12 protein-coding genes are annotated in these 13,396 nt (G+C 64.8%); 3 read left to right on the top strand and 9 right to left on the bottom strand.

What is annotated here, in order from left to right; translation table 11 throughout:
• Nucleotides 1-27 precede the first annotated feature (27 nt).
• The 6 genes from gndA to EN818_RS05485 all read right to left on the bottom strand — a co-directional run bounded on the left by gndA (nucleotide 28) and on the right by EN818_RS05485 (nucleotide 5,847).
• Complete coding sequence (gene gndA, locus EN818_RS05460; RefSeq protein ID WP_129553771.1) at nucleotides 28-1,452, bottom strand: NADP-dependent phosphogluconate dehydrogenase; 1,425 nt, start codon at nucleotides 1,450-1,452, stop codon at nucleotides 28-30.
• 127 nt (nucleotides 1,453-1,579) lie between these two features.
• Nucleotides 1,580-3,136 (bottom strand): copper resistance CopC/CopD family protein, encoded by a 1,557-nt coding sequence (locus tag EN818_RS05465; RefSeq protein ID WP_245518800.1) that lies wholly within the window; start codon nucleotides 3,134-3,136, stop codon nucleotides 1,580-1,582.
• A gap of 130 nt (nucleotides 3,137-3,266) precedes the next feature.
• The gene (locus tag EN818_RS05470) at nucleotides 3,267-3,785 is read right to left on the bottom strand and encodes a YcnI family protein (protein ID WP_129553769.1); all 519 of its coding nucleotides are present in this window, start codon (nucleotides 3,783-3,785) and stop codon (nucleotides 3,267-3,269) included.
• Nucleotides 3,786-3,825: 40 nt separating this feature from the next.
• Entirely contained in the window at nucleotides 3,826-4,281 is a 456-nt protein-coding gene (locus EN818_RS05475) for a copper chaperone PCu(A)C (RefSeq protein ID WP_245454885.1), read from the bottom strand.
• A gap of 176 nt (nucleotides 4,282-4,457) precedes the next feature.
• The gene (locus tag EN818_RS05480; RefSeq protein WP_095804404.1) at nucleotides 4,458-4,805 is read right to left on the bottom strand and encodes a hypothetical protein; all 348 of its coding nucleotides are present in this window, start codon (nucleotides 4,803-4,805) and stop codon (nucleotides 4,458-4,460) included.
• Between the two features lie 139 nt (nucleotides 4,806-4,944).
• Nucleotides 4,945-5,847: a GntR family transcriptional regulator gene (locus EN818_RS05485; RefSeq protein ID WP_095804912.1), complete on the bottom strand. Its 903-nt coding sequence runs from the start codon at nucleotides 5,845-5,847 to the stop codon at nucleotides 4,945-4,947.
• 251 nt (nucleotides 5,848-6,098) lie between these two features.
• Between EN818_RS05485 and EN818_RS05490 the strand changes: the two genes are divergently transcribed.
• The 3 genes from EN818_RS05490 to EN818_RS05500 all read left to right on the top strand — a co-directional run bounded on the left by EN818_RS05490 (nucleotide 6,099) and on the right by EN818_RS05500 (nucleotide 9,737).
• On the top strand, nucleotides 6,099-7,604 hold the full coding sequence (locus EN818_RS05490; protein WP_129553767.1) for an altronate dehydratase family protein: 1,506 nt from the start codon (nucleotides 6,099-6,101) through the stop codon (nucleotides 7,602-7,604).
• Nucleotides 7,605-7,763: 159 nt separating this feature from the next.
• Nucleotides 7,764-8,759, top strand: coding sequence for an aldo/keto reductase (locus EN818_RS05495; RefSeq protein ID WP_129553766.1), 996 nt, complete (start codon nucleotides 7,764-7,766; stop codon nucleotides 8,757-8,759).
• A gap of 147 nt (nucleotides 8,760-8,906) precedes the next feature.
• Entirely contained in the window at nucleotides 8,907-9,737 is an 831-nt protein-coding gene (locus EN818_RS05500) for an amidohydrolase family protein (protein ID WP_129553765.1), read from the top strand.
• Nucleotides 9,738-9,907: 170 nt separating this feature from the next.
• Here the strand turns inward: EN818_RS05500 and EN818_RS05505 are convergent, their stop codons facing one another.
• From EN818_RS05505 to EN818_RS05515, 3 genes are all read right to left on the bottom strand, one after another.
• The gene (locus tag EN818_RS05505; protein ID WP_135904117.1) at nucleotides 9,908-10,765 is read right to left on the bottom strand and encodes a sugar phosphate isomerase/epimerase; all 858 of its coding nucleotides are present in this window, start codon (nucleotides 10,763-10,765) and stop codon (nucleotides 9,908-9,910) included.
• Nucleotides 10,766-10,929: 164 nt separating this feature from the next.
• Nucleotides 10,930-12,117 carry a Gfo/Idh/MocA family oxidoreductase gene (locus tag EN818_RS05510; RefSeq protein WP_095804412.1) on the bottom strand — a complete coding sequence of 396 codons (1,188 nt, stop codon included), beginning with the start codon at nucleotides 12,115-12,117 and terminating at the stop codon, nucleotides 10,930-10,932.
• A 154-nt stretch (nucleotides 12,118-12,271) separates the two neighbouring features.
• Nucleotides 12,272-13,327 carry a sugar phosphate isomerase/epimerase gene (locus EN818_RS05515; protein ID WP_129553763.1) on the bottom strand — a complete coding sequence of 352 codons (1,056 nt, stop codon included), beginning with the start codon at nucleotides 13,325-13,327 and terminating at the stop codon, nucleotides 12,272-12,274.
• Nucleotides 13,328-13,396: the final 69 nt, after the last annotated feature.

The raw sequence follows: 13,396 nt of genomic DNA on the forward strand, positions 1-13,396 counted from the left end.
GCTTGACGACGCCATGCGGAGCCAAGCCTACGCCGCCCCACTCCCCCACGGTCCGTGAAACGCCCCCTGCTCGCCGATCCGTTCGAAGCCGTGCGCGCCGAAGAAATCGCGTTGCGCCTGGATCAGGTTCGAGGTGCCGCGTCCCTGGCGATAGCTGTCGAAATAGGCGAGCGCCGAGGCCAGCGCCGGCACCGGCGAGCCGGCCTCCGATGCCTTCGCCACGATCCGCCTGAGCGAGGGATGCGCTTCCTTCATCATGTCAATGAACGCCGGCGCCATCAGGAGATTGGTGGAAGCCCCGCCCGAACCGAAGGCTTCGGCCATCGTGTCCAGCATCTGCGAGCGGATGATGCAGCCGGCGCGCCAGATCTGGGCGATGGTCGGCATCGGCAGGTTCCAGTTGAACTCCCTCGAAGCGCCGCTCATCACCGCGAAACCTTGCGCATAGGCGGCGATCTTGCCGGCGAACAAGGCAAGCTCCAGATCCTTCAGTAGGACCGCCTCGTCGCCCGAAATCTTCTCGACGCCGATATTGCCATAGGCCTTTTCGGCGGCTTGGCGCTCGTCCTTGATCGAGGACAGCACCCGCGCCGCGACCGCCGCTTCGATGGCCGTTGCCGGAATGCCGAGCTGCTGCGCCTCGATCACCGACCATTTGCCGGTGCCTTTCTGCCCGGCGCGGTCGAGGATGATGTCGACCACTGGCTTGCCCGTCTTCGGGTCGTCGGCGGCGAGGACCTTGGCGGTGATCTCGATCAGGTAGGAGTTGAGCCGGCCCTTGTTCCAGTCGGCAAAGACGGCGCCGATCTCCTTCGGCCCCATGCTCAAGCCGTCGCGCAGGATGCCGTAGATCTCGGCGATCATCTGCATGTCGGCATATTCGATGCCGTTATGGATCGTCTTGACGAAATGGCCCGCGCCGTCGGTGCCGAGCCAGGCGGCGCATGGCTCGTCCTTGAACTTGGCCGAGATCGCCGTCAGCACCTTCTCGACCCGCTTCCACGACTCTTCGGTGCCCCCGACCATGATCGACGGCCCATGGCGCGCGCCCTCCTCGCCGCCGGACACGCCCATGCCGATGAAGGTCAGGCCCGAGCCGGACAGCTCTGAGAAGCGCCGCATCGTGTCGCGGAAATTGGCGTTGCCGGCATCGATGACGATGTCGTTGTTGGAAAGCACGCCGCGCAGCGCAGTGATCTGCTCGTCGACCGGCTTGCCGGCCAGCACCATGATGATGATCGGCCGCGGCGGCCGGATCGCGGCGGCAAGCTCCTCCAGGCTGTAGCAGGGAACGACCATGTCCTTCAGCGCCCCGGCACTCTCGACAAAGGCATCGGTGCGCGACGCGGTGCGGTTGAAGACGGCGATGCGGTGCCCATGCTCGGCGATGTTGAGCGCCAGGTTGGAGCCCATCGTGCCGAGGCCGATCAGCCCGATTTCGGCTTTTTCCATCGTTTCTTCCCTGCTTTCGGATCTTCTTGTTGATGCCGCTTTGGGGCACTCTTGCGAAAATGAATGCCGGGCCTTCGCAGCGGCGTCAACCGCCTCGCCGAATTCTTGTCCTTCCGCGATGATCGGCCTATTCCGATCGGATGTCGATCGGCGCTTCGATCTTCACCTGTTCGAAATCCGAGACGAGGATATCGAGCCGGGCTGTCCAGCGGCCGGATATCGGAATGACGAGGTTGTCGACACGCCAGGTGCCGTTGCCGGGCTTGGTCGCCGGCCGCTTGATCGGTTCGATGCCGGAGTCCGGCTTCGAAAGAACCAGCGTCACCGCCTTGGCGTCGAGCGGGCCGAAATCGCCGGTCATGATCACGATCGAGGCGGCGACCTGGCCGGCATGGCCGGGCGTGATGCTGAGATCGGCCATTGCCTTCAGCGTGTGGATGTGGACAGAAGCCGGCTGGGCGGCGGCAATCGCCAGCGCACGTGGTGGCGGCGTGAAGCGCCAGCCGGCGACGACGCCGAGGATGGCGAGCACGATCAGCGTCTCGATGCCGATCGAGCGCACCAGCCGCCTCTGCACTTCCGTGTCGCCCGCCTCCGCCGGCTTGGTCAGCGTCCAGCGGTTCACGGAGGCCAGGGTGAACAGGAACAGCAGCAATGCCAGTTTCAGCAGCAGCAGACGCCCGTAAGCGGTGCCGATCAGAGCACCCGGCTCCTGCACCTGGATAATCGCAAGCCCGATGCCGCTTGCCGCCAGCACGGCAACGATGGGCAGGATCGTGCGCGAGAACCGGCGAAGGAAAATCTTCGCCTCGGCCGGCTGGTGCCTCAACGCCAGGCCCAGCGGTGCCAGCGCGCCTGTCCAGAAGGCGACGGCCGAAGCGTGCAGGAAAACCAGCGGCCGCGTCAGCCATTGCGGCTCGGCGGCGCTCGCATGGCCGCTGGCGGCGAGAGCCGCGCCGACACCGGCAAGCCCGGCCAGGGCAAGCAGCTTGCGGGAGACGGGCGGACCCAGCAGCGACAGCAATGCCAATCCGAACGCGATCAAGCCGACGAGCACAGTCCAGCTGAAGCTGGTCGCAAGCGCGGCCTTCCAGACCGCCGGCTGCGCGATCCGGGCGAGCGGTGCGCCGAGCGCGTCGAGGCCCTGCAGGCCAAGCGAGATCGGTGCCGCGACCAGTCCGCAGAGCACCGCGCCAATGACGAAGCGCTGGCCGCAATGCCTCGCGCCGTCCAGCCAGCCAAAGGCGAAAGCGCCGCCGACACCGAGAAACAGGCCGGCATAAAGAAACAGCTTGCCGGCCCAGATCGCAATTCGCAGCGACCAATCGACGGTCTCGCTCACCACGGGCGCGGCGCCGGGCGCGCCGATGGAAAACAGCACGGAGCCGCCGACCGGATGGCCATCTTCCGAGACCACCCGCCAGCTCAGCACATGCGTTCCCGATTTGAGCGTTTCGGGGTTGTCGATCGCAAGCGTCTGGCCGTCGAGGCGGAAGGAGGTCAGCGCGAATTGCGTACCGTCGGGCCGCACGAGGGTCAGCACAAGCGGCGAGACCGGTTCGCTGAAGGTCAGCGAGAATTGGGTGGGACTCTGCGCCAGCACCGCTCCGTCGGCTGGGTCGGTCGAAAGCAGCGCCGCATGGGCGAAGGCGAGGCCAGGCAGGACCAGCAGCGCCATCAGCATGGAGGCGGCGAGCAGGCTGGCAAATGGCCTGATGCGGAAGCCGCCCGAGGCAGCAGTCGATGGCAAGGGAGCTGGTTTCATACTGTCATGACGAAGTGGTGGCGCGCTGTGGGAGCGCGCCACCAAGAGACTATTTCTTGGGCAGCAGTTTGATGCCGGGCGCCGGATTTTCCAGTGCGTCCTCATCCTGGCCGGCGGCGGGAATCTCGATCCAGCGATCGGCGGCGTCGCCGCATTCCTGCACGACCGGGAAGTAGAGCATCTGGCCGGCCGGCAGATCGGTGGCGAGCGAGGCACGGAAGACGAACTCGTCATAGAATTCGTCCGGTAGATCGCCGCCGCTCCAGTCGACTTCCTTGACCCCGGTGGTCAGCGTCTCGCCATAGAGCTGGTACGACTTTTCGTATCTGCCCTTCTTGGTCTGAAGCGTCCAGCCGGGCTTCGGCATCGGCTTGACCGAGATCACGCCCTCCGGAATCTGCACCCGCACAGCCGTGGTCGCCTTGCCCTCGCAGCCATGCGGCACCCGCAGCACCGCCTTGTAGGTCGAGCCGACGGCCGCCTCCTGCGTTTCCAGCGTGATGTGAGCAAGCGCGGCATTGGTGCCAAGCGCCAAAACCGTGCCCGCCGCCAATAGATATCTCTTCATGCAATGTCCCTCTGATTTCGTGTTGTGGCGAATGGCCGGATCAGTCGTCGTGGTCCATGTCGGCCGTCTCACCCATGCCTTCGACGGCAAAGTCGACCGTGACGCTGCCGGCCTTTTCAAAGGTCAGAGTGGCCTGGAATTTCTCGCCCTGCTTGGGCTGACGCTTGAGGCCGACGAACATCAGGTGATAGCCGCCGGGCTTCAGCGCGACCTTGCCGCCCGCCGGAATTTCCAACCCCCCGCCGACCGGCCGCATGGTCATCACGCCGTCCTTGACCCCCATTTCATGCAGTTCGGCCTTTTCGCAGATGTCGGAGGAGACCGACACCAGCCGGTCCGGCGCTGCACCCTTGTTGGTCACCGAGAAATAGCCGCCGGCCACCTTGGCGCCGGGCGGCGTCGCCCGCGACCATGGATGGCCGATCTCCAGATCGCCGAGCTTGAAACCGTGTGCCGAAGCTTCCGGAATGCAAGCCAACAGAAGGAGGATGAACATGGCAAGGCCGAGATATTCGCGCCCCCGCCCTAGCGGACCGCGATGAGCGTGTGCGCGCGCCGCAGGAAGAAAAACGGACATGGTTGCTCCATGGATATGACATCGCGCCGTCGTCCGGTCGCGAGCAGTCTGAACTTGGATGAATACACCCGCCAAAAGTTCCGCGGGCCGTCTCGTTAGACCGTTGCCGGCGGCGCGCGTGGATTGGCCGGCGACCGGCAACGGGCGAAATCGAGATGCAGGAACGCCCGAGCCGGGAAAGCCACGGTCTCGGACGCCAAGATCCTGGCAGTCGCTTCGATGTCCGGCGGCGGCAGATGCGCCGGTGAAACCATGCTGCAGCCGAGCGAACAGCAGGCCGGCATATGCTGCTGATGCCGCTCGCCGCCCGGAAGCTTGGCTGCCCCTTCATGGGTGCAGATGACGTTGCCGAAGGCATCGGTCTGTGGCGGCTCGCCAAAGGCGAAGGCGCCGAGCGCCGACTGAAGCAACAGCAGCAAGGCCGCGACGAACGCGGCCGGCATGCTCCATCGTCTCAGCCGGATCTCCAACAGACTGCCTCTTGCCAGCAACTGGCCGACCCTAGCACGTGCCCGGCGGCCGGAAAATCGGCAAAACCGTGCTGCGGCAACGGGGCGCGATGCGCCAGGGGATGCGCCGGCGTCAGGCTGGCTGCGCCTGTCGTCCTTCGGGGATAGAGCTCAGCAGCGTCTGCCGCGCGGATTTCAGATGCTTGCGGCAGGCCGCGTCGACCTTGGCGAGATCGCGCGATTTCAGCGCCGCGATATAGGCCAGATGCTCCTGGACAGCGACCTCGTTGCGCTGACGTTCCTCAGCCTTGTTCCATTGGTAGTGGTAATGGAAGATCATCGCGATCACGTCATAAAAGTCGACGATGAAGCGATTATGCGACGCGCGATGGATCAGCCTGTGAAGTCGCTCGTCGAGTTCGGAGAATTCGTTGAACCGCGTGGCGATCTCGCCGGCGAGCTGGCGATGCTCGATTTCCAGCCTCTCCAGATCGACCCAGACCGGGCTGTCCTCCGGCAGCGCGACGAAGGCGGCAGCCGAGCGCAACTCGAACATTTCGCGGATTTCGGTCAGTTCCAGCGCGAAGGCGCGGGTAAAACCCTTCAGCACCCAGTGGCTGTTGCGCCGCTTCTCGATCAGGCCGAAGCGCGAGAAGCGGATCAGGAACTCGCGCACGCTGGTGGTGCCGACGCCGATCTCGCGCGCCAATTCGAGCTCGTTGATCTGCATGCCGGCTTCGGCGCCGCCGGCCAGCAGCTTGCGCATGAACGAGCGCTCGATGATCTCGGCCAGCGTATCGGTCTCCTCGTCGGGGAAGAAGTCTTCCGGCCGCGGCCCGCGAAGCACGATCTTGGTGCGCTTGTTCCAGGCGATCAGGCCGGTCTCCTCCATGCGCGCCAGGATGCTGCGAACCGTGGTTCGGCTGACGCTGAGCAGCGTGCCGAGCTCGGGTTCCGACGGCAGGCTCTTGGTTTCGTCGAGCAGCCGCAGGCAGCGGTTGAAGGCGTCCTTGTAGACGTTGTTGCTCTTCGACATGCCCGTATCCCCTGCGCTTGCGGCGGCTGGCCGGACGCGCGATATGATCGGTGTTCCTAGCCTAAGCCTTGCGAAAGCGGAATCGGTTTTCGCCGGCTCGGCAGGCAGGCGAGGGCGCATCCGAACAGTCGCTGCGTCCCCGATGAAAAAACAATTGACGCAAAAATGTTTTTTCACGATAAAAGACATTATCTTCAAACGGGCGCGTGTCAATCCGCCCGCATTCCCAGGATTACCCAGGACCGCCGCCCGTGAACGCCTCAAACAGCATCCTTCTTTCCCCTGCCGACAACGTCGCGGTCGCCAATGGCCGCATCGAAATCGGTGCCCCGTTGCCGGGGGGCGCCGTCGCGGTGGCGGCGATCGATCCCGGGCACAAAGTGGCGGTCAAGCCGATCGCGGCCGGCGAGGCGGTGGTGAAATATGCCCAGGCGATCGGCCGCGCCACGCAGGATATCGCACCGGGCGAACACGTCCACTCGCACAATCTCGTATTCGAGAGCGGCCGCCTTCCCGTGGTGCCGCCAAGCGAGGCCGAGCACGCCACCGAGGCCGACCGCAAGCGCACCTTCATGGGCTATCGCCGCGCCGACGGTCGCGCCGGCACGCGCAACTTCATCGGCATCATCGCCAGCGTCAATTGCTCGTCCACCGTCTGCCACGCCATCGCCGACGAGGCCAACCGCACGTTGCTGCCCAAATACCCGGGCATCGACGGCTTTGTGCCGATCGTCCACGGCCAGGGCTGCGGCATGAGCGCCACCGGCGACGGCATGATGGTCCTCCACCGCACCCTCGCCGGCTATGCCCGCCACCCGAATTTCGGTGGCGTGCTGATGGTGGGCCTGGGCTGCGAGGTCAACCAGCTCACCCTCTACGGCCAGAAGGGTGCTGCCGCCGGCAAGCGCCACTTCAACATCCAGGAGGCCGGCGGCTCGCGCAAGTCGGTCGAGCGAGCGATGGGCGTGCTGGCCGAAATCGCCGAGGAAGTCGGCCAGTTGCAGCGCGAGCCGATCCCGGTCAGCGAGATCGTGGTCGGCCTGCAATGCGGTGGCTCGGACGGCATGTCCGGCATCACCGCCAATCCGGCGCTGGGTGCCGCCGTCGATATCCTGGCCGGCTGCGGCGGCGTCGGCATCCTGTCCGAAACGACCGAGATCTACGGCGCCGAGCACCTGCTCGCCTATCGCGCCGCGAGCCCTGAGATCGCCGCCAAGCTCGATGGTTTTGTGAAGTGGTGGGAGGATCATGTCGCCAAGCATGGCGCCTCGATCGACAACAATCCTTCGCCCGGCAACAAGCGCGGCGGCCTGACAACCATACTGGAGAAGTCGCTGGGCGCAGTGGCAAAGGGCGGCCGGACGCCGCTCAACGGCGTCTTCGGCTACGCCGAGAAGGTCACCGGGCACGGCCTGGTGTTCATGGACACGCCCGGCTACGACCCGGTCTCGGCCACCGGCCAGGTGGCCGGCGGCGCCAATGTCATCGTCTTCACCACCGGCCGCGGCTCCTGTTTCGGCTGCCGGCCGACGCCGTCGATCAAGATCGCCACCAACTCGACCATGTACCACCAGATGGAAGAGGACATGGACGTCAATTGCGGCGTCATCGCCTCGGGCGAGAAGACCATCGCGGGCATGGGCCGCGAGATCTTCGAACTCATCATCGAGACGGCGTCGGGCCGCAGGACCAAGAGCGAGGCGTTCGGCTACGGCGACAACGAGTTTGTCCCCTGGCATCTCGGCGCCACGCTCTAGAGCAATCCCAGGAAAAGTGCGTAGCGGTTTTCCGTCCGGAATTGCGTGAAAACAAGCACTTAGAGCGGATCAGCGATTCTGAGAAAAGCTGAACCGCTCTAGCACCCCAGCAGGAACATTGGCCTGGCGGACACGACAGACGGCACGGGGAGGGTTTGCATGAACAAGCGCCGGATCGGCACGACCGCGCTCGAGGTGACCGAGATCAGCTTCGGCGGCGCGGCGATCGGCGGGCTCTATCGCGCCTGCTCCCGGGACGCGGCGATGGCGACCCTGGAAACGGCGTGGAATTGCGGCCTGCGCTATTTCGACACCGCCCCCTTTTACGGCTTCGGCCTCTCCGAGCGGCGCACCGGCGACTTCCTGCGTGACAAGCCGCGCTCGTCCTACGTGCTGTCGACCAAGGTCGGCCGCTTGTTTCGGCCGGTGCCTGAGGATCAGGTTCCCGACCACTCCTATGTCGATCCACTGCCCTTCGCGCTCGACTACGATTACTCCTATGACGGCATCATGCGTTCGGTCGAGTTCTCCTACGCGCGGCTCGGATTGAACCGGATCGACATCCTCTTCGTGCACGACATCGGCACCTACACGCATGGCGCCGAGACGACGAAACTGCATTTGCGCCAGCTGATGGACAGCGGCATGAAGGCGCTGGAGGAACTGAAATCGTCCGGCACCATCTCGGCCTACGGCCTCGGCGTCAACGAGGTGCGGATTTGCCTCGACGTGCTGAAGCGCGCGCCGCTCGACTGCATCCTGCTTGCCAGCCGCTATTCGCTGCTCGACCGCAGCGCCGAGGCCGAACTGCTGCCGCTCTGCCGCGAGCGCCAGACCTCGCTGGTCATCGGCGGCGTTTTCAACTCGGGCATCCTGGCGACCGGACCGGTGGAAGGGGCGCATTTCGACTATCTGCCGGCCCCGCAGGACATCCTCGACCGCGTCGGTGCGATGCAGAAGATCGCCACCGCAGGTGGCTATCCGCTGGCCGCCGCCGCCTTCCAGTTTCCTCTGCACCAGCCCGTGGTCGCCTCGGTCCTGACCGGCACGGCCAAGCCCGCCAACCTGACGCGCAACCTCGAACTGCTCGACGTCAAGGTGCCGCCGGCGGAGTTCGCCAAGTACGATCCCTACAAGATCGTACAACAGCTTTGATGCCCTGCTTCAAGGCGCAATGGCGCGGCCCCGCTCGCTCAACTCGTCGCCATCGCACGATACTTGCCGGCACGCCACGCGATCTCGCAAGATGGGCGCATGAGAAATCCGGCCCGATCAGGGCCATCATCGAGATCGGATGAGACGATGCAGAAGATCGACGCGCACCAGCATTACTGGCGGATCGACCGCGGCGACTATTTCTGGATGGGTCCGCATGTCGCGGCCATCATGCGCGATGTCTTTCCGGCCGACCTCAAGCCGCATCTCGACGCTGCAGGCATTGGCCGCACCGTCGTCGTGCAGGCGGCGGCCACGGTCGCCGAAACGGACTTCATGCTCGATCTTGCCGAGAACGAGCCCAGCATCGCGGCGGTGGTCGGCTGGGTCGACCTCGAAGCCGACGACGTCGAAGCGACATTGCGCCGGCTGGCGGCGCGGCCGAAGTTCCGCGGCATCCGCCCCATGCTGCAGGACATCGACGACACGTTCGACATCCTTAAGCCGAAGCAACTCGCAGCGCTGAAGCTTCTGCCGAAGCTCGGCCTGCGCTTCGACGCGCTGGCCCAGCCGCGCCACCTGCCGGTGGTCGCAGCCATCGCCGACCACATTCCAGACCTGCCCATCGTCGTCGACCACGCGGCGAAACCCTTCATCGCCAGGGGCATCCTCGAACCCTGGGCGAGCGACATGGCGGCGCTGGCGAAGCGACCATCGGTGGTTTGCAAATTCTCCGGCCTGGTCACCGAGGCCGGCGCGAACTGGTCTGTTGCAGGCCTGAAACCCTATGCCGATCATCTGCTCGCCTGCTTCGGGCCGGAGCGCCTGATGTTCGGCAGCGACTGGCCGGTCTGCGAGTTGGCCGCAACCTACGAGAATTGGCTCGCCGCGGCGAAGGAGCTTCTGGCGGGGCTCAGTCCAGCCGAACTGGACGCCGTCTTCGGCGGCACCGCCGCACGCTTCTACGGCATCGATTAGTCGCTGGCGGCTAGTGAATGGTGAATGGTGAATGGTGAATGGTGAATGGTGGGCAACATAGGGCGCGGCGAAGGAAAGGATCTCAATCACTAATCACTAATCACTAATCACTAATCACTAATCACCATTCACCATTCACCATTTGACCGACAGCAGCCCAAACAGGGCGTTCAGTCCCGGCCTGCCGCCTTCCAGCCATCCCTGATGTGCTTATACCCCTCCCTATACACCGCCTCCGGGTTCTCCGCGAAATCGCGCCACACCTTGGTCGCGGCCGCCAGATCCTTCAGCGAGCGCCCGAAGGACTCGATGGTCAGCCAGTCGTCATAGCCGCTCTTGCGGATGGCGGCGAAGGTCTCCTTCCAGGGGACGTGGCCACGTCCCGGCACGCCGCGGTCGTTCTCCGAAATATGGATATGAACGACGTTCCGGCGGTTGCGCGTATAGGCGCCAATCGGATCGGCCTCCTCGATATTGGCATGAAAAGTGTCGTACATCGCCTTGATGTGCGGCCGGTCGATCGCGTCGATATGCTCCGACAGATCGTCCATCGTGTTCAGCAGATAGCATTCGAAGCGGTTGAGCGCTTCGAGCCCGATGGTGACGCCCTTCTTGCCGGCTTGGTCGCCTATCGCGCGCTGCGAGGCGATGGACCGCTTCTTCTCGGCCGCCGTCGGTCCGCTGCCGGAAAAGGCGCCGAGCGTCGAATGCAGCGGCCCACTCAGCCTGTCCGCGCCGAGCGCGGCGCTGCAGTCGATCGCCCATTTCATGTAGTCGATGCCGGCCCTGCGCGTCGCGCGGTCCGGCGAGATCAGGTTCATCGCTGGATCGCCCATGGCCGAGACCGCCGTGCGTTGCAGGCCGATACGGTCGAGCATCTCGCCAAGCTTTTTGTAGTCGTCAGGCATCCCACCGAAGACCGGTATCTCGACGCCGTCGAAGCCGGTCGCCTTGATGTCCTTCAGCACCGCCTCGTGCTTCTTCGAGACGCTCGTCGTCCACAAGAACATGCACATGCCGATTTTCATCGACACCCTCCCCTTGCAGAGCGCCTAGGGGTGGCGAGGTTCAGGTCAGGCCGAGCCGGAGCGGTGGATTCTGAGAACCGGAGCGGAGCGTATATCCGTACCTGAGCACCGGAAGCGCAGGAAGCCGCCGTTTGCAGGCCGGCCTCACCTGAAGATCGTCACCCCTACAGCTTTGTCCAGGCCCCATTCTTCTTCGACGACTTCACGCAGGCCTCGATGAAGGCCATGCCCTCGACGCCGTCGGCAATCGTCGGGAAGACGACATCCTTGGCCAGCTTGCCGCCCTTCCGGCGCGCCGCACGGATGGCGCGGGCGGCCTCCTGGTAGATGTTGGCAAAGCCTTCGAGATAGCCTTCAGGATGGCCGGACGGCACGCGCGTGACACGTCCCGCGACCGGCATTGCGCCGGCGCCGGCGCGGGTCAGCAACTGCTTCGGCTGGCCGAAAGGCGTGTACCAGAGATAATTCGGGTCGGCCTGCACCCATTCCAGCCCGCCTTTCGAACCGTAGATGCGCAGCTTCAGCCCATTCTCGTGACCGGGCGCCACCTGGCTTGCCCAGATCATGCCCTTGGCCGGATGCGCCTTGCCGACCGGCTTGAAGCGCAGCAGCACGTTGACGTTGTCGTCGAGTTGCCGGCCGGGCACGAAGGCGTCGAGGTCGGCCGACAAGGAATCCAGCTCAAGCCCCGAGACGAAGCGCGCAAGGTTGTAGGCATGCGTGCCGATGTCACCCAGCGCGCCGCCGGCTCCGGCCTGTTTTGGATCGGAGCGCCACGCTGCCTGCTTCTGGCCAGTCGCGGCAAGGTCTTCGGTCAGCCAGTCCTGCGGATATTCCGACTGCACGATGCGGATTTCGCCGAGCATGCCCTTGGCCACCATCTCGCGCGCCTGACGGATCATCGGATAGGCAGTGTAGTTGTGGGTGAGGACGAACACCTTGCCGGTCTTTTCGACCAGCGCCGCGAGCTTCTTGGCCTCGGCCAAACTCGTCGCCAGCGGCTTGTCGCAGATGACGTGGATGCCTGCCTCGAGGAAGGCCTTGGCCGCCGGCACATGCACATTGTTGGGCGTCACGATCGCCACCGCCTCGATGCCGTCGGGGCGCTTGGCTTCGGCCTTGGCCATCTCGGCGTAGGAGCCGTAGCTGCGCGACGGGTCGAGCCCGAGCTCTTCGGCCGAAGCCTTGGCTCGTTCCGGATTCGATGACAGCGCGCCGGCCACCAGCACGAAATCATTGTCCATGCGTGCCGCGATCCGGTGCACCGCGCCGATGAAGGCGCCCTGCCCGCCGCCGACCATGCCGTAGCGGATCGGGCCGCCTCCCGTTTCCGCCTTCGATGCGCCGACCATGTTTGTCTCCCTCGTGTGAAATACCCCTCCCCTTGAGGGGAGGGTGGCCCGAAGGGCCGGGAGGGGTCGGTTCATGCCGAGCTCTACACCCGGCGACCCCACCCCGATCCGCTACGCGGATCGACCCTCCCCTCGAGGGGGAGGGAAAGCAGTGCTAGATCCCCATCATCGCGCGCAGCAGCTTTTTGTCACTCGTGCCGCCGGCGAAATCGTCGAACGCCCGCTCCGTCACCCTGATGATGTGGTGCTGGATGAACGGCGCGCCTTCGGCGGCGCCGTCCTCGGGATGCTTCAGGCAGCATTCCCATTCCAGCACCGCCCAGGAATCGTAATTGTACTGGGTGAGTTTCGAGAAGATGCCGCTGAAATCCACCTGGCCGTCGCCGAGGGAACGGAAGCGGCCGGCCCGGTTTACCCAGCCCTGATAACCGGAATAGACGCCCTGCCGGCCCGTCGGGTTGAACTCGGCATCCTTGACATGAAAAGCCTTGATCCGCTCGTGATAGATGTCGATGAACTCGAGATAATCGAGCTGCTGCAGGAGGAAGTGCGACGGATCGTAGTTGATGTTGCAGCGCTTATGGCCGCCGACCGCGTCGAGGAACATCTCGAACGTCGCGCCGTCGAACACGTCCTCGCCCGGATGGATCTCGTAGCCGACGTCGACGCCGTTCTCGTCATAGGCATCGAGGATCGGTTTCCAGCGCTTGCCGAGCTCGGCGAACGCCTCCTCGATGAGGCCTGGCGGGCGTTGCGGCCACGGATAGAGATAGGGGAAGGCGAGCGCGCCGCTGAAGGTGACCGACGCCTTGAGGCCGAGATGCTTCGACGCCTTGGCGCCGAACTCCATCTGCTCGACCGCCCATTTCTGTCGCGCCTTTGGGTTGTTGTGCACCTCGGCCGGTGCGAAGCCGTCGAACTGCGCGTCATAGGCCGGGTGCACCGCCACGAGTTGGCCCTGCAGATGCGTCGACAGCTCCGTGATCTCGACGCCGGCATCGGCGCAAATGCCTTTCACCTCGTCGCAATAGGTCTTCGACGCCGCCGCTTTCTTGAGGTCGAACAGGCGTCCGTCCCAGGTCGGGATCTGGACGCCCTTGTAGCCGAGGCCGGCCGCCCATTTGGTGATCGAAGCCAGCGAATTGAACGGTGCGGCGTCGCCCGCGAACTGCGCCAGAAACAGGCCGGGACCCTTCATCGTCGTCGGCATTCGGCATCCTCCCTCTGTGTTCTCACGACCAAGCATAGCGCCGATTGGAAGGAGGGCCAGCCTGTTTGG

It is taken from the genome of Mesorhizobium sp. M3A.F.Ca.ET.175.01.1.1 (assembly GCF_004791945.1).
Taxonomy (GTDB): domain Bacteria; phylum Pseudomonadota; class Alphaproteobacteria; order Rhizobiales; family Rhizobiaceae; genus Mesorhizobium.